11 protein-coding genes are annotated in these 16,213 nt (G+C 73.4%); 4 read left to right on the forward strand and 7 right to left on the reverse strand.

What is annotated here, in order from left to right:
* Positions 1-618: 618 nt before the first annotated feature.
* Positions 619-855, reverse strand: coding sequence for a helix-turn-helix domain-containing protein (locus tag AWQ68_RS38040; RefSeq protein WP_218007221.1), 237 nt, complete (start codon positions 853-855; stop codon positions 619-621).
* 104 nt (positions 856-959) lie between these two features.
* Positions 960-3,890 (reverse strand): AfsR/SARP family transcriptional regulator, encoded by a 2,931-nt coding sequence (locus AWQ68_RS38045; protein ID WP_169809065.1) that lies wholly within the window; start codon positions 3,888-3,890, stop codon positions 960-962.
* A gap of 194 nt (positions 3,891-4,084) precedes the next feature.
* Between AWQ68_RS38045 and AWQ68_RS38050 the strand changes: the two genes are divergently transcribed.
* The 4 genes from AWQ68_RS38050 (at position 4,085) to AWQ68_RS38065 (ending at position 10,359) form a co-directional block, all read left to right on the forward strand.
* Positions 4,085-5,113 carry a pyridoxal-phosphate dependent enzyme gene (locus AWQ68_RS38050; RefSeq protein WP_066950904.1) on the forward strand — a complete coding sequence of 343 codons (1,029 nt, stop codon included), beginning with the start codon at positions 4,085-4,087 and terminating at the stop codon, positions 5,111-5,113.
* Between the two features lie 61 nt (positions 5,114-5,174).
* Entirely contained in the window at positions 5,175-5,909 is a 735-nt protein-coding gene (locus tag AWQ68_RS38055) for a rhomboid family intramembrane serine protease (protein WP_066950907.1), read from the forward strand.
* Between the two features lie 97 nt (positions 5,910-6,006).
* The gene (locus tag AWQ68_RS38060) at positions 6,007-7,224 is read left to right on the forward strand and encodes a DUF418 domain-containing protein (RefSeq protein ID WP_066950909.1); all 1,218 of its coding nucleotides are present in this window, start codon (positions 6,007-6,009) and stop codon (positions 7,222-7,224) included.
* Between the two features lie 324 nt (positions 7,225-7,548).
* Positions 7,549-10,359, forward strand: coding sequence for an FAD-binding and (Fe-S)-binding domain-containing protein (locus AWQ68_RS38065; protein ID WP_066950912.1), 2,811 nt, complete (start codon positions 7,549-7,551; stop codon positions 10,357-10,359).
* Between the two features lie 212 nt (positions 10,360-10,571).
* On the opposite strand, the gene AWQ68_RS38070 is transcribed toward AWQ68_RS38065, so the two are convergent.
* The 5 genes from AWQ68_RS38070 to AWQ68_RS38090 all read right to left on the reverse strand — a co-directional run bounded on the left by AWQ68_RS38070 (position 10,572) and on the right by AWQ68_RS38090 (position 16,199).
* On the reverse strand, positions 10,572-11,216 hold the full coding sequence (locus AWQ68_RS38070; protein WP_084464863.1) for an HdeD family acid-resistance protein: 645 nt from the start codon (positions 11,214-11,216) through the stop codon (positions 10,572-10,574).
* Between the two features lie 219 nt (positions 11,217-11,435).
* Positions 11,436-12,065: a GAP family protein gene (locus AWQ68_RS38075; RefSeq protein ID WP_066950915.1), complete on the reverse strand. Its 630-nt coding sequence runs from the start codon at positions 12,063-12,065 to the stop codon at positions 11,436-11,438.
* A gap of 45 nt (positions 12,066-12,110) precedes the next feature.
* The gene (locus tag AWQ68_RS38080) at positions 12,111-13,340 is read right to left on the reverse strand and encodes a cytochrome P450 (protein WP_066950917.1); all 1,230 of its coding nucleotides are present in this window, start codon (positions 13,338-13,340) and stop codon (positions 12,111-12,113) included.
* 60 nt (positions 13,341-13,400) lie between these two features.
* Positions 13,401-15,014 carry an FAD-dependent oxidoreductase gene (locus AWQ68_RS38085; RefSeq protein ID WP_066950920.1) on the reverse strand — a complete coding sequence of 538 codons (1,614 nt, stop codon included), beginning with the start codon at positions 15,012-15,014 and terminating at the stop codon, positions 13,401-13,403.
* Between the two features lie 126 nt (positions 15,015-15,140).
* A complete protein-coding gene (locus tag AWQ68_RS38090) occupies positions 15,141-16,199 on the reverse strand; it encodes a LacI family DNA-binding transcriptional regulator (protein WP_066950923.1) in 1,059 nt (352 codons plus the stop codon).
* Positions 16,200-16,213 lie beyond the last annotated feature (14 nt).

A 16,213-nucleotide genomic window follows, 5' to 3' on the forward strand; every position in this document is an offset into this window, starting at 1 on the left:
AGCTCGCGCCGGGCGATGCCGCGCGGCTCGGCCGCGGCCTCGGCGCGCAGGCCGCGCAGCTCGTCTACGGGGATGCCCAGGCGGCGGGAGTCGGCGTGTTCGGAGGCCAGCCGCTTCAGCGCGCGCAGAGAAGAGGTTCGGGGCATTGGGGGGTGTCCCTCCTGATCGTGTTGCGGAACAGAATGAAGATCAGGAGCCGCCGAGAGAAGTTAGCAACCTGTAGCCGATCGCGATGATCAATTGACATTACGCCGCATCTTCGACTGGGCGGCGATGTGATAAAGCGGGCGACGAGCCCGGAGACGCCTGACCGGCTCGATCTCCGTCGCCGGGCGGCACGGGGCTGCGCTTCTTTGCGGGCTGAATCACGCTGGTGCGTCGGCTCCGTCCGCTGTAGTTATCGCGCCCGCCCCAGCTCGCGCCGGCTCCAGAAGGGCGCACCACATTTCCCGAGGGCGGCCTCGGCGCCACGGCCACGCTGCTGCACGGCGGCGGCACATCCACAGGAGCGCCGGACCCCCACGGCCTCCCGCCGCGGGTCCCTACCCGGGGACGGCGCCGAGCAGGATTGCGAGGGCCGGGGCCAGCCCCGCGGTCCCGAACAGGAGCCAGGCCACGTCAGTCCCGGCGGCCGGGGATCCAGCCGCGGCGGGCGCACTCGGCGCCGGCCTGGAAGCGGCTCTCGACGCCGAGGTGGTCCAGGAGCTCCGACACCCTGCGGCTGTAGGTGCGCGGGGAGATGCCGAGGCGGTTGCTCGCCGTCTGGTCGGTCGCGCCGGTGAACAACTGCGTCAGCACGGCATGCAGGTGGTCGGGCAGAACTCTCCGGAACATCTCGTGTCGCGGATCACCCATTGACGTCTTCCTCTCCGCCGGGCCCCCGTCACACTCGTGTCGAACATCGGTCACGGTACGAAGAGATCGTTCCGGTGTCCTCTACGTCCGCTCTTTCCGCGCTCTCACAGCTCTTCGCGCGCCTGTTTCGTCCGGGCCTCCCAGAGGGCGAAGCCGAGTTCCTCCCACAGGAGCGCCGCCTGGTCGAAGCAGTCCTTCGCGCGGGCCGCCTCGCCCTCCTCGCCGTACCGGACGCCGAGGTGGTGCAGGGTCATCGCACGGCCGTACCTGTCCCCCACGGCGACGAAGATCTCCAGCGCCCGGGACAGGGCGGCGTGCGCGGCGTGCTTCTCGCCGCAGGCGCCGTACAGCGCGCCGAGGTCGGCGAGCGCGGCGGCCTCCCCGATCGGGTCGCCGCACTGGCGGAACAGGTCGAGGCTGCGTTCCAGGAGCGGCCTGGCCGGCGCGAGGCGGCCCATGGCGACGTGCAGCGCGCCGCGGTGGCGCAGCACGAGCGCGCCGCCCACCAGGTCGCCGAGGCTCTGGAACAGGCCGCCGCTCTCGTCGTAGCAGCGCAGGGCGACGTCGAAGCGGCCGAGGTCGCGGTGGACGGAGCCGAGCGTGTCCAGGGCCCGCGCGGCGCCGGCGAGGTCCTCGTGCTCCCGGAACACCGCGAGGACGCGGCGCAGCGCGCGCAGCGCCGTGCCCAGCCGCCCGGTCCTGCAGTGGGCGAGGGCGGCGCCGCACCAGGCGTGCGCCGCGCACCGGGGCTCGCCCAGCTCGGTGAAGATCCCGGCGGCGTTCTCCAGGCACCGCACCGCGTCGGCGTACCGGTCGAGGTCGAGGTACAGCTCGCCGAGCGAGCGCAGCAGGTGCGCCTCGCCGAACCGGTTCCCGGCCGCGCGGACCGTCTCCAGCGCGTGCAGGTTGACGTCCAGCCAGGCGTCCCTGTGCCGGCGGACCTCAAGGAACCGGCTGAGGCAGCAGCAGATCTCCCAGGCCGTCGCGTCCAGGCCGCGGGCGCAGATCTGGTCGGTCACGCTCGTCAGCGTCTGCCGTTCGGACTCGAACCAGGCGAGCGGATCGGCGAGCAGCCGTTCCACCTCGAGGTCCGGCATCGGCGTGCGGGGCGCGGTGCCCCGGGCGAGCCGGGCGAGGCCGCCGGGCAGCCGGGCCTGCGCCCGCTCCACGAGGAACAGGAACCGGCCGAAGACCCGCTCCAGCGCCGGGCGCACGACCTCCTCGGGCTCCTCCTCCGCGCGCTCCCTGGCGTACAGGCGCAGCAGGTCGTGGATCCGGTAGCGGACGACCCCGGACTCCTCCACCCCCGCGACGTCGATCAGCCGGACCTCGACCAGGTGCTCCAGCTGCTCCTCGGCGAACGCGTCGCCGGTCCCGAGGAGCGGCCCGGCGACCCAGCCGGCGAACGTCGGCGCGTCCAGGAGGCCGAGCAACCGGAAGAGCCGGGCGGTCGGCTCCCCCAGCCCCTGGTAGCTGAGCGCGACGCTCGCCCGTACCCCGATCTCACCGGCGACCAGCGCGTCGAGCCGGCCGTGCTCGTCGTCGAGCAGGTCGGCGAGCCTGGCCAGGCTCCAGTGCGGGCGGCTGCCCAGCCGGGCGCCCGCCGTCCTGATCGCGAGGGGCAGCCGCCCGCACAGCTCGACGACGCGGTGGGCCTCGGCCCGGTCGCGGGCGCGCTCCGCCCCGACGGTCCGCTGGAGCAGCTCCACCGCCTCCTCCTCGGCGAGCACGTCGAGGTCGAACGGCCGCGCGTTCTCCAGCCCGCCCACCCTGCGCCGGCAGGTGACGATCACCGCAGGGCCGTCCCCGGCCGGGAGCAGGGGCCGGATTTGCCCCTCGCTTCCCGCGTTGTCCAGCACGAGCAGGACCCGGCGGCCCGCCATGTGCGCGCGGTAGAGCGCGCAGCGCTCCCCGGGGTCCTCGGGGATGTCGCCGTCCCGGACGCCGAACCGGTGCAGCAACTGGGCCAGGACGGCCGCGGGCTCGGCCGGCCGCCGGTCGAGCCCGCGCAGGTCCACGAAGAACTGCCCGTCGGGGAAGCGCTCGCTCAGCAGGTGGGCCACGTGGACGGCGAACGCGGTCTTGCCGACGCCCGCGCGACCGGTGACGGCGGCGACGGGCAGCGCCGGGCCGTCCGGCGAGCCGGACAGGAAGCCCGCCAGCGCCTCGACCGTCGCGGCCCGGCCGGTGAAGTCGGCGACGTCGGGGGGCAGCTCGCGCCGGCCGGGACCGCCCCGGGCCATCGGCACGACGGGCGCCTTGGGCGCGGCCAGGTCGAGGTGCGGCGCCGAGGTGAGGATGGCGCGGTGCAGCTCCTGCAGCTGCACCTTGGGTTCGAGGCCCAGCTCCGCCACGAGCAGGCGGTGGCCGTCCCGGTAGGTCTCCAGCGCCTCGGCCTGCCGGTCGGAGCGGTACAGCGCGAGCATGAGCTGGCCGCGCAGCCGCTCGTTGAGCGGGTGGCGGGCCACCAGGATCTGCAGCTCGGGCACGAGCTGGCGGTGGCGGCCGAGGGCCAGGTCGGCCTCCACCCGCTCCTCCACCGCGACCATCCGCAGCTCCTCCAGCGTGGCCGCGGCGGCCCGTACGCCCGCGACCTCCACGTCGCTGAAGGCGGGGCCGCGCCACAGGGCGAGGGCCTCCTCCAGGAGGCGCGCGGCCGCCTCGACGTTCCCTCCCGAGAGGAGGGCGCGCGCGGTCTCCACCGCGGCTCCGAACCGACCGAAGTCCAGCGACTCGGGGTCGGCCAGCAGCATGTAGCCCCCGGGCCTGGTGACGATCTGCGAGCCGTCCGCCCGGTCGCCCGAGCCGTTCATCAGGGTGCGCAGCCGCCAGACCCGCGTCTGGATCTGGCCCAGGGCCGTCTCCGGCGGCTCCTCCCACAGCTCGTGGATGATCTGCCGGACCGGTACGACGCGATTGGCGTTGAGCAGCAGAATCGCCAGAAGTCCCCGCTGGGTGCTGCCGCCGGGCGTCCGCGTCCGGCCGTCCACGGAGATCTCCAGAGGGCCGAGCGCGCGAAAGTTAACGCGATTCACGAACAGATCATGACAAAGTGACGCAATCTGTGAAGACCCATACTCCACATGTCTCGGCATTAGCAGAAGGCATTTCTAGCCAACGGGACACCGGCGGCCCCACTCGGTTGGCGAGAAGTCGCCAACGCCCTTCCCGATCTCCTCGCGGAACTCGATCCTGCAGGTGAACAACCGAGGAGTCATGAGGTGCTGCGATGGTGTCCCGCCTGGAGATACTCCGCTCCGCGCTGGTCGGCACCCCCGTGGCCCTCCTCCGGGTGAGCCTGCGCGGCCGCACGCACGGGGTGCTGCTGAAGCTGGAGAGCGGCAACCCCACGGGATCCATCAAGGACCGCACCGCCGCCGGCCTGCTCATGGCCCTGGACCGGACCCGCCCGCTCACGCCCGGGACGGTGGTGGTCGAATCCACCTCGGGCAACCTCGGGCTCGGCCTCGCCCGGCTCCTGGCGCACCTCGACTGCCGGTTCATCGCCGTCCTCGACCCCAACACGCCCCGCGCGACGCGGCGGGCGCTCGCCGCGAGCGGTGCGGAACTGCACGACGTGGACCGGCCGGACGGCCGCGGCGGCTACCTGCTCACCCGCCTGCAAGCCGTACGCCGGCTGCTGGAGGAGAACCCCGGCTACCGGTGGACCGACCAGTACGACAACCCGGCCAACCCCCAGGTCCACCGGGAGACCACCGGCCCCGAGATCGCCCGGCAGGGCGGCCCCGAGCTGGACGCGGTCTACATCGCCGTCTCGACCGGCGGCACGCTGGCCGGCGTCGCCGCGCACCTGCACGGCCTGGGCCGGGGTGTGCGCGTCGTGGCCGTCGACGCGGAGGGCTCCCTCGCGACCGGCCCCGCCGCCGGCCCCCGCCTGATCAGCGGCATCGGCGCGAGCCGCCGGTCGCTCTTCCTCACCCCCGGCACGTACGACGACGCGCACCGGATCCCGGACGGCGAGGCGATCGCGCTCTGCCGCATGGTCCGTGCCGACACCGGGCTCGGGCTCGGCGGTTCGAGCGGCAGCGTCGTCGCCGCGTGCCTGCGCGACCTCGGCTCCCCCGGCCCGCCGCGGCACCCGCTGTGCCTGTGCGCCGACGCCGGCGACACGTACGCCGACACGCTCTACGACGCCGGCTGGCTCGCCCGCAACCGGCTCGCCGAGGCGACCGCCGAGGCCGAGGAGAAGCTGCGCGCCGAGGGCGTGCGATTCCACCTGGAGGGCCCGTGCCGGTGAACGCCGGCGAGCCCGCGTCGGCCGCGCCCGGCCCTCCGACGAACCCCCCGAAGGAGACCTCATGAGCAACGACCAGGTGACGGGCGCCCCACGGGAGCAGGCGGCGGAGCCCGGCGCGGCGGCGGGCGGCGGAGGCGGAGGCGAGCGCCGCCTCGTGATGAAGGCGCTCATCGCGATCAACGCGATGGTCGCGCTGATCACCAGCGTCATGATCGTCGCCGCCGACGGGTTCTCGCCGTCCGGCCTGCTGCTCGACGGCGTCAGCTCCCTGCACGAATGGGGCGAGATGAGCGGCCGGGCCGTGGACGGCGGCGAGTACTGGCGGCTGGTCACGACCATGTTCCTGCACTACGGCCTGCTGCACCTGCTGGCCAACATGGTGCTGCTGTGGCTCGCCGCCCGGAAGCTGGAGCCGGTCCTGGGCTCGGGCCGGTTCCTCGTGGTCTACCTGCTGTCCGGGCTCGGTTCCTCGACCGCGATCTACTACGCCGACCACTCCGTGCTCACCGCGGGCGCCTCCGGCGCCGTCTTCGGGCTGTTCACGGCGCTGCTCGTGGCGAGCCTGCGGCTGAAGCTGAACCTGTGGCTGCCGCTGATCCTGCTGGCGTTCGGCGTCGTCACCACCTTCGCGCTCCCCGGCATGTCGGTCGCGGCGCACGCGGGCGGCCTGCTGGTGGGGGCGGTCGTGGCCTGCGGGTACCTCCTCGCCCGCCGCGACGCGGTCAGGCTCGCCGTCCCGATCGCGACGGCCGTCGTCCTGCTGGTCCTGGTCGCGCTCCAGCCGGTGCTCGCCTGACCCCGGCCTCCGCCGGGACCGCTGCCCGGCCCCGGCGCGCCCGAGGCCCCGCCGTGAGGGCCTCCCGACCGGCCCCCTCCCGCCAGGAAGGACACGCATGAGCACGCTGCCCCAGAACCCCCCGATCTCCCAGGTCTCCTCGGTGCGCCGCCTCGCCGAGGTGGACATGCTCCGCGGCTTCGCCCTCTTCGGCATCCTCGTCGTCAACATCTTCTACATGGCCTCGCCGTACGGGACGTACGGGGTGCCGGACCCGCAGTTCGTCGGGCCGATCGACACGATCTCCCGGCTGGTGGACGACACGTTCTTCACCGAGAAGTTCTACCTGTTCTTCTCGTTCCTCTTCGGCTACTCGTTCATCACGCAGATGGAGGCGGCCGAGCGGGCCGGCGTCTCCGTGGTGAAACGGTCCCTGCGCCGCTTCGGCGCGCTCTTCCTGCTGGGCGCCTTCCACGCGATCGTGCTGTGGCGGGGCGACATCCTCACCGTCTACGCCGTGCTCGGCCTGATCCTGCTCGCCATGCGCAAGGTCGCCCCCCGCACCGCCGTCAAGGCGGCGATCATCGTGCTCACCGCCTTCGTCGTGATCTACCTGCTGCTCGCCGGGTTCGCCTGGTGGGCCGAGTCCGTCGGCAGGAACACCGCGGTCAACGTGTTCGACAACCCGCAGGAGATGATCGCCGGATATCGCGGCGGTCCGCTCGACGTCGTCAAGGAGAACCTCACGCTGCTTCCGGGGATGCTCAGCGGGCTCTGGTTCATGCAGGGCGGCAGCGCGCTGGCGATGTTCCTGCTCGGCTTCGCCGCGGGCCGGGAGCGCAAGCTGGAGAACCTCCCCGACCACTGGCTGACCAGGGCGCAGTGGGTCGGCTTCACGATCGGCGGCCTCGGCTCCCTCGCCGTCGCGCTCAGCCACCTCGCCCACGGCGCCGACAGCGGCGTGTACGTCTCCCTCGACCTGGCGGTGACGACCGTGGCGGCGCCGCTGCTGGTGGCGGCCTACGCGGCCACGCTGCTGCGGGTCATCCGCGCCCACCCGGCGGTCGGCAGGGCACTCGCCCCCGCGGGCCGGATCTCGGCGACCAACTACGTCGGCCAGTCCCTGGTGACGGCGCTGCTGTTCACCGGGTACGGCTTCGCGCTCTTCGGCAAGGTCTCGCCTCCGCTGCTGATCGGCATCGCGGCGGCGATCTTCGCCGTCCAGCTCGCGGTCAGCGCCTGGTGGACGCGCAACCACCGGTACGGCCCCGCCGAGTGGTGGCTGCGCTCGGTCACCTACGGCCGGACCCGCCGCCCGGCGACCGCCCGCGGATAGCCGACTGCGGCCGGAACACGGCGGCGGGGACCCCCTCCCCGGTATTGATTGGCCTCGCTGCGCTCGGCGGCTCGGGGCGCCTTGAGGCGATGTCTTCCCTCGTCGCTCGGAGTCGCTCGTTCCTCGCTCCCCACTCGCTCCTCAGTCCAGACACCGCCGCGCCCCTCGCGACCCGCCCGTGTGTTCGACGTCACCTGTCGGCCGGGTAATCTATGTCGGCCTCGCGGATTCACCCCCGACACCGACCCGGAGATCCACGTCGACCCGCGCCGACAGGCGAGGCGGACAGCCGCCTCCGGACGAACGCAGACGAACGAAGAGATCATGAGCGTCACCCACTCCGAAACGCCGCGGCGACTTACCACGCCGGACCCCGCCGTTTTGGCGGCCGTCCAGGCCGCCGTGCCGGGGATCACCCGCTCGCGGGTGAGCGACCGGCTGGGCATGGCCCACGACGCCTCGCACTACCTGCTCACCCCGCAGGCGATCCTGGTACCCGAAAGCGCCGAGCAGGTCGCCGCGATCATGCGGACCGGCCTGCCACTGACCTTCCGTTCCGGCGGCACCAGCCTGTCCGGCCAGGGCGTGAGCGAGCACCTGCTCGTCGACACCCGCCGCAACTTCCGCGGCATCGAGGTCCTCGACGACGGCGCCCGGGTCCGGGTGCAGCCCGGCGCCGTGCTGCGCCAGGTCAACGCCCGCCTCGCGGCCTACGGCCGCAAACTCGGGCCCGACCCGGCCAGCGAGTCGGCGTGCACGATCGGCGGCGTGGTCGCCAACAACTCCAGCGGCATGACGTGCGGCACCCACGCCAACACCTACCAAACCCTCGAATCGCTGACACTGGTGCTGCCCAGCGGCACCGTCATCGACACCGGCGCGCCCGATGCCGACGCGCGACTGCGCGCGCTCGAACCCGAGCTGGCCCGGGGCCTGGAGCGGCTACGCGACCGGGTCCGGGACGACGCGGAGTCGCTGCGCCGGATCAAGGCCCAGTTCTCCCTGAAGAACACCATGGGCTACGGACTCAACAGCTTCCTCGATCACGATTCGCCGGCGCAGATCCTCGCCCACCTCGTGGTCGGCAGTGAGGGGACCCTCGGCTTCGTCGCCGAGGCGGTCCTGCGGACGGTGCCGGCGAACCGGCTCGCCGCGACCGGCCTGCTGGTCTTCCCCACGCTGCGGGAGGCCATGGCCGCGATGCCCGAGATCGTCGCCGCCGGGCCTGCCGCGGTGGAACTGCTCGACGCCGAGTCGCTGCGGGCGGCCCAGACCGACCCGAAGGCCGACGACGTCCTGCGCACCCTGGATGTACGGTCGCACGCCGCTTTGCTGGTGGAGTGGCAGGAGTCGGACCCGGAGTTGCTCGCCGAGCGTGAGCGGGAGGCCGAGCGGGCCTTTGGCGGCCTGTCCCTGTCCGCGCCGGCCCGCCTGAGCAGGGACACCGGCGGCCGCGCCGCCCTGTGGCACATCCGTAAGGGCCTGTACGCCTCCGTCGCCGGGGCCCGCCCCAGCGGGACCACCGCGCTGTTGGAGGACGTGGCCGTCCCCGTGCCCGCCCTGGCCGACCTGTGTGACGAGCTGGCCGAGCTGTTCGCCCGGTACCACTACGAGCGCAGCGTCATCTTCGGGCACGCCAAGGACGGCAACCTGCACTTCATGCTCAACGAGCACTTCGGCACCGACCTGCAGCGTTACGCCGACTTCACCGAGGACATGGTGGAGGCCGTCCTGTCCCGTGGTGGCACGCTGAAGGCCGAGCACGGCACCGGCCGGGTGATGGCCCCGTTCGTGCGCCGCCAGTACGGCGATGAGCTGTTCGAGGTGATGCGTGAGGTCAAGCGGCTGTGCGACCCGGCCGGGACGCTGAACCCGGGTGTGCTGCTGACCGAGGACCCGCGCGCGCACCTGCGTGACCTCAAGCCGGTCGCGACGGTGGAGCCCGAGGTGGACCGGTGCGTGGAGTGCGGTTACTGCGAGCCGGTCTGCCCGAGCCGGGACCTGACCACGACCCCGCGTCAGCGGATCGTGCTGCGCCGCGAGCTGGCGGCGGCCGAGGCGGCCGGTGACCACGCGCTCGCCCGCCAGCTCAGCGAGGAGTACGGTTATGACGCGGTGGACACCTGCGCGGTGGACGGCATGTGCGCCACGGCCTGCCCGGTGTTCATCAACACCGGTGATCTGACCAAGCGGCTGCGCGCCGAGCGGCACGGCCGCGTGGCGCAGACCGCCTGGAAGAAGGCCGCCGATCACTGGGGCGCGGTCACGCGGGCGATGGACCTGGCCCTCGACGCGGCCGCGGTCGCGCCGCCCGCCCTGGCCGAGGGGGCCAGCCGGGCCGCCCGCGCTGCCGTCGGCGCGGACGCGGTGCCGCAGTGGAGCCGTGACCTGCCCCGCGGCGGGACGCCGCGTCGGCCGTCCCCGGTCTCGGAGGCGGACGCCGTCTATGTGCCGTCCTGCCTGAACACGCTGTTCGCGCCCGCGGACGGAGGCAGCGGCGTCATGGCCGCGCTGCACCGCCTCGCGGAGCGCGCCGGCCTGCGCCTGAGCGTCCCGGAGGACATCGCCGGCCTGTGCTGCGCCACGCCGTGGTCGTCGAAGGGCTTCACCGGAGGCTACGAGGCGATGCGCCGCCGGGTGCGAAAGGCGCTCGTGGCGGCCACCGACGGCGGCCGGATCCCGGTCGTCAGCGACGCCGCCTCCTGCACCGAGGGGTTCGAGCGGCTCGTCGCCGCGGCCTCGCCCGCCGTCCAGGTGCTCGACGCGGTGACCTTCGCGGCCGAGCGCATCCTGCCCCGGCTGCCCGCCGCCCGCCGCCTTCCCTCGCTGGCCCTGCATCCGACCTGCTCGTCGGTCCGGCTCGGCCTGGACGCCGCGATCACCCGCCTCGCCGAGGCGGTCGCGGAGCAGGTCGTGGTGCCCGACGGCTGGCAGTGCTGCGCCTTCGCCGGCGACCGTGGCCTGCTGCACCCGGAGCTGACCGCGTCGGCCACCCGCGCCGAAGCGGCGGCGGTGGCGGAGGGCGACTACGCGGCGCACGCCTCGGTCAACCGCACCTGCGAGATCGGGATGACCCGCGCCACTGGGAAGACCTACCACCACCTGCTCGACCTGCTGGACCAGGTCACCGCCTGACCCCAAGGTCACACTCCCGGACGCGCCTCGCTGGCCGCCGTCCGTGACGGGCGGCGCCTGCTCAAGGGACCCGGGTGAGGCGGACGAGGGCGCCGGCGTGGTCGGTGCCCGGCAGTTCGAGTGGGAGACCGTGGGCCGGCAGGACGGCTCCGTGGTGGATCGTCCCCGTGTCGTCGCGATAGCGGGCGTCCGAGTGGCTTCGAGGGCTGGATCTAGATCGTTCCGAACGGAGCCCCGGGAGCGCCCGCGTCCGTCAGCCGCCGGTCGAGGCGCCGGATCCACAGGGTGATGGCCACCGTCAGCGCACCCCAGGTGATGAGCCACAGGCCGAAGGTCCACGTGATGGCCACCAAGGTGATCCCGGGCCACAGAAGCAGGGCGAGCCCCATGAGAGCGGACAGGACCGCCAAGGCCGCCGCCCAGCCGCGCCCGCGCACGGACCGGTCGGTCAGCGCGATGACGAGCCCCACGATGCCGCTGATCAGCCAGAAGAGGCCGAAGAGGAGCGCCAGGATCGCGGCTGTGTGGAACGGGTCGCGCAGGACGAGCACGCCGACGACGAACGACAGCACGCCCAGCAGGGTGAAGAGGACGCGGCTGGCGCCGCTCACCTCGACCGCGACGACGGCCTGCGCTGTCCGGTACACGCCGTGGATGATCAGCTTCAGGCCGAAGAGGACGGCCACGACACCGATGGTGACGTTCGGCCACACCACGATGGCCACACCGAGCAGCACCGAGAGGATGCCGGCGGCCACTCCTATGCCCCAGACGCCCGTCGCCAGCCGTATGGTCAGCCGGTCGAACGCCGGTCCGCCGGCCGGTCCCGCCGCGCCCGGGGGTGTCGATGACGCCATGTGTTCCTCCTTGTCCGAGGGGCCCCGCCGCGGTCCGCCGGGCGGAGAGCGCCCGCGGAGCCCGTCCCCGGGGCCCGCTGTTTCAGCTGCCACGGTTGGCACGGCCTACGCCCCGCGGCCGCTCATTTTCCGGTCTCCGCTCACCGACGCTCCGGAAGCCCAGGTGGCGCGGACGCCGACGACCGGCAGCGGGCGCCCGTACGGGCCGGGCGACGCGGCTCACAGGATGAGCGCGATGAAGATCAGGCAGGCGAAGATGTTGATCAGCCAGCCGTGGGACTCCATCCACTCCCGGACCTTCGGCATGGCGCGTTCGGCGCGCCCGCGAAAGAGCAGGAGCCCCAGCAACGGCAGCGCCGCGACCGCCACCGTGGCCCCGATGAACGGCAGCACCGCGGCCGGCCCGGCACCGGTCTGCGCCAGGTTCGCCCCCACCGTCAGCATGACCAGAATGTCCGAGGGCATCAGCAGGATCACCAGGAAGCCGGTCGTGAACGCCTTCCACGGATCCGCCCCGAGGAGCTCCCTGAGCCACTTCGGCGGTTCCGCCGTGTCCCGCCGCACGTAGTTCTTCACCGCGACGGCGAGCAGCAGGGCGACGAGGCCGATCTGGACGGCGGTTCCGACCGATGATCCGGCACGGGAGGCCGGGGCCGGCGAGATCTCGCCGCCGATCAGCCCGAACAGGCCGCGGGCGATGGCGACGCCCACCGTCGTCGCGGCGGCGACGCCCACGAGGAACGCGAGCGAGCACGCGCGGGCGCGTTCGGCCGTCACCAGGATGATGGCGCACATGATCTGCGGTCCCATCATCATGGTGACGGCCAACGGGAGCACCTGGAGATTCACGGCTCTCCCCCTCCGCCGGGCCCGTCGGTCGTCTCCGCGCGCCGCTCACGTCCCCGGAGACGGGACGATCCCGTCGAACTCGATGAGCAGGTGCCTGGGTCCACGCAGCGCCGCGTTCTCCCGGTAGGGCGGCGGGTCGGCGACCAGCCGGGGGTTCTCCAGCCGGGAGGCGAGCGCGGACAGCGCGAGCTGCGTCTCCAGGCGGGCCAGCGGAGCGCCGAAGCAGAAGTGGATGCCGCCTCCGAAGCCGAGGTGTTCCTTGTCCGCCCGGTCGGGGTCGAACCGGTCCGGCTCGGGGAAGCGCCCGGGGTCGCGGTCGGCGGCGGCGAGCACGAGCGTGATCGTCGCTCCCTTGGGGATGGTGGTGCCGGCGATCTCGATGTCGTCCAGCGCGATGCGCTGGGGCAGCATCTGCACCGGCGGCTCGTAGCGCAGCAGCTCCTCGACCAGAGGGACGACGCGGCCGGGGTCGCGGCGCAGCCGGTCGAGCTCGGCGGGGTGGCGCAGCAAGGTCAGCATCCCGTTGGTGATGAGGTTGACGGTGGTCTCGTGACCGGCGACGAGCAACAAGGAGGCGGTGCTCAGCAGTTCGTCGCGCGACATGGCCCCTTCGGCGCCGTCGTCGGTGACCAGCGCGGACAGCAGGTCCCCGGACGGCTGCCGCAGGCGGGCCTCGGCCAGCTCGTTCAGGTACGCGCGCAGCTCCAGGCCGGCCTCCACGCGCCGCCGCTCCGCGGCTGCCCCGGCTCTCGGGTCGATCGCCTCGACCAGCGCCGAGGCCCACACGCGGAAGCGCGACTCGTCCTCGGTCGGCACGCCGAGCAGCCTGCAGATCGCCGTGACCGGCAGCGGGTAGGCGAAGTCGTCGACCACGTCCACCTGGGTCCGGCCCGCGAAGCCGTCGATGAGACCAACCACGATCTCGGAGAGCGCGCCCCGCAGGCCCTCGACGCGTCCGGGTGAGCGAGGCGGCCCGAAGTGCCGCATCGCCACGCGGCGGATCCGGTCGTGGTCCGGTGGATCACGACGGATGAAGGCGGGCGGCAGGCCGGGCAGGCTCTCCTCGCCCGCCGACCCGCCGCCGGCGACGTCTTCCTCGCGGATCGAGCTGATCCGCGGATCGTGCAGCAGCTCGACGATCTCGCGGTAGGTGCTGACCACGTAGCGGCCGTCGTCGCGCACGACCGGGGTCTCGCGCAGCTCGGCGTACAGCGGGTACGGATCGGCGCGGTTCGAGTAGTCCAGGATCCGCTTGAAGACGGACCTCTCGGCCATGGCGGCGCTCCTCGGCTTCGGGGCGGTCCAGATGTATACGGTGCAGCGCCGGCGCGGCGGTCACTGCGGGCGGCGCACCAGTGTGGCCCGCCGCTCGCTCGGGTCGTGGCCGGTCACCACGACGGTGGCGCCCTGGGCGACCCCGATGCGCGGCGGCACCTCCGCGGGCACCGGGAGCATCTCGGCGGGCCGGCCGACCATGGCGAAGTCCGGCGGGAACGGCGCGGCCCGCTCGATCATCCGCTGGTAGAACTCCAGCCACATGGCCTGGTCGAACGTGACGGCCGCGGTGACGCGCCCCCGGTACCCGTAGACCGCGACGAAGCGGCGCTCGGCGACCGAACCCTGCGCGATCACGACCTCGTCCGCGAACGTCGGCACCCCGACGGACTTGATGTTGATTCCGAACTGGTTGGACCAGAACACCGGCAGGGCCAGGTGCGCCCACCGCCGGGTCTGGTCGCTGACCATGTTGTGCGCCGCGATCTCCGCCTGGGCGACCGCGTTGCCCCAGTGCTCCAGGGCCAGGAACTGGAACTCGTACGCCGGATGCGGGAAGCGCGCGATGTCCCCGGCGGCGAAGATGTCGTCGGTCACCACCCCGTTGATGTCGAAGACGCGGCAGCCCGCGTCGCAGCCCACGCCCCAGACTCCGGCGGCCAGCCCCGCGTCCTCCAGCCATTCGACGTTGCGGACCGCGCCGAGGGCGACCACCGCCGTCTCCGCCTCCAGGGTGGTGCCGTCGGACAGGCGCGCGGCGCGCAGCCGCCCGTCCGCGTCGGCGTCGAGCCCCATGACGGTGGTGTCGCAGCGCAGGTCCACGCCGTGCTCCCGCTGGATCTCCGCCGCGATCCCGCCGATCACCTTGCCCAGCGCGCCGGCGAGCGGCGCCGCTCCCCGCTCGGCGACCGTCACCGGCCGGCCCAGCTCCCGGCAGACGGAGGCGACCTCCGACCCGGTGAATCCGGCGCCGATGACCAGCACCCGCCCGTTCCCGGTCTCGAGGCGCCGCCGCAGCCGGGTCGCGTCCTCGATCGTGCGCAGCACGCACACGCCGTCCAGCGCGGCCTCCGCCTCGTCGGGCCACGGCCGGGCACGCGCGCCGGTGGCGATCAGCAGGCGGTCGAACTCGACTTCCCGGCCGTCGGCGAGGCGCACCCGCTTGCCGGCCACGTCCAGGCCGGTCGCCCGCTGCCCCAGCAGCCATTCGGCGTCCAGGTCCCTCAGCCGGGGCAGCGTGGTGTGGTCCAGGGGCATCCGGCCGGTCAGCACCTGCTTGGACAGCGGCGGCCGGTCGTACGGCTCGTGCGACTCGTCCCCGATCAGGGTGAGCGAGCCGGTGAAGCCGTCCCTGCGCAGCACCGCGGCGGCCCGCACGCCGGCCAGCGACGCGCCCACGATGACGATCCGCCCGGAACGCCGGAACCCGTCCCCGGCGTCGGCGGCCGGATACGGGTACGGCCGGGGGCCCGGGACGTGCCCGGCGAGCCGGTCGACGTGGATCGCCTGGACCGGGCATGCCGCCTGCGCCCGCAGCACGTGCTCCCGCTGCTCGTCGCTCGGGTCGGGGTCGTAGAGCAGCGCCTCCTGCCCGGGCATCGCGAAGACGCCGGGCGCCGCGAAGACGCATTGCCCGTACCCCTGGCATCGGGTGAGATCGACGACGACGCGCATCGGGCACCTCCCTGCGCGCAGTGCAATCGGCGGCCGGCCACACGGCCGTGATCCGATTTACAGCGGTATGTCGAGAACCCAGCGGAAAGCCCGGGCACAGGACGCCCTTACCCCGGTCACGCGGGTCTATCCCCGCCGCGCGCCCCGCCGCTCGGGGACGGCCGAGGACGCGCGGACTCGGAAGTCGGCCGAGAACAGGTGGCCGGGGTCGCCCTCGCGGCCTTCGAGGCGGTCGACGAGCAGGTCCACCGCCGCTTGGGCGGTCTCGCCGGGCAGGAAGCTGAGCGTGCTGATCGGCGGGTCGGTGTAGCACGCCGCCGAGTCCTCCGTGGTGCAGACCAGCAGCAGGTCGCCGGGGACGGATCGGCCGAGCCTGCGGATCGTGTCCAGCAGGAGCGGCGGGCTGAGCTCGACCAGGGTGAACAGGGCGTCCGGCGGGGCCGGGGCGGCGAGCAGCTCGGTGACGGCCTGGAGCGTGTGCTCGACGCCGGGGGCGGGCAGGCAGGCGATCCGGGGCTCGCGTCCCCGCTCGGCGCACCACTCGTGGTACGCGCGGACGGACTGCTGGTGGAAGCAGGCCGTGGTCGCGCCGGCGACGACGGCGATCCGCTCGGCGCCCGCGGCCTCCAGGTGATCGAGGACCTGGCGTACGGCGGCGCCGTAGTCGAAGTCGACCCACCGGCCGGCCTCCCGCGTCTCGACCGGGACCTCCGCCAGGGCCCGGCGGTCGGCGACCACGGGGACGCCCGCGGCGAGGAAGTCCCGGACCATCGGGTCCCCCTCGACCGGGTCGATGACGAACACGCCGTCCAGCGGGATGTCCAGCCAGCAGTCGTCCGGCCCGTAGGTGGGCAGCAGGACGACGCCGTATCCGTGGGCGAGGGCCGCCTGGGTCGTCGCGGTGACGATCTGGGAGAAGTAGGCCAGGTCGGCGTAGACCCAGGGCGTCTCGACGTACTCGCGTGCCGCGAGGCCGAGCAGGCGGGTGTGCCCGGCGCGCAGCAGCCGTGCCGTGGCGTTCGGACGGTAGCCGAGGGCCCGGGCCACCTTCTGCACGTGCTCGCGCGTGGCCGCGGGGAGCCGCCCTGCCCCGTTCAGCGCGTCCGACACGGTCGTCTTGGAGACCCCGGCGGCGCGGGCCACGTCCACGAGGCGGACCCTCGGTGTGCGGTCTGACTGGCTCATGAGCGCGATCCTGT

This window comes from Microtetraspora fusca, assembly GCF_001570365.1.
GTDB lineage: Bacteria > Actinomycetota > Actinomycetes > Streptosporangiales > Streptosporangiaceae > Microtetraspora > Microtetraspora fusca.

Excerpts from the sequence above, each read along its gene's own strand:
- AWQ68_RS38085 (WP_066950920.1), bottom strand. The coding sequence starts at position 15,014 with ATGCGCGTCGTCGTCGATCTCACCCGATGCCAGGGGTACGGGCAATGC.
- AWQ68_RS38090 (WP_066950923.1), bottom strand. The coding sequence starts at position 16,199 with ATGAGCCAGTCAGACCGCACACCGAGGGTCCGCCTCGTGGACGTGGCC.
- AWQ68_RS38065 (WP_066950912.1), top strand. The coding sequence starts at position 7,549 with ATGAGCGTCACCCACTCCGAAACGCCGCGGCGACTTACCACGCCGGAC.
- AWQ68_RS38055 (WP_066950907.1), top strand. The coding sequence starts at position 5,175 with ATGAGCAACGACCAGGTGACGGGCGCCCCACGGGAGCAGGCGGCGGAG.
- AWQ68_RS38040 (WP_218007221.1), bottom strand. The coding sequence starts at position 855 with ATGGGTGATCCGCGACACGAGATGTTCCGGAGAGTTCTGCCCGACCAC.
- AWQ68_RS38080 (WP_066950917.1), bottom strand. The coding sequence starts at position 13,340 with ATGGCCGAGAGGTCCGTCTTCAAGCGGATCCTGGACTACTCGAACCGC.
- AWQ68_RS38070 (WP_084464863.1), bottom strand. The coding sequence starts at position 11,216 with ATGGCGTCATCGACACCCCCGGGCGCGGCGGGACCGGCCGGCGGACCG.
- AWQ68_RS38050 (WP_066950904.1), top strand. The coding sequence starts at position 4,085 with ATGGTGTCCCGCCTGGAGATACTCCGCTCCGCGCTGGTCGGCACCCCC.
- AWQ68_RS38060 (WP_066950909.1), top strand. The coding sequence starts at position 6,007 with ATGAGCACGCTGCCCCAGAACCCCCCGATCTCCCAGGTCTCCTCGGTG.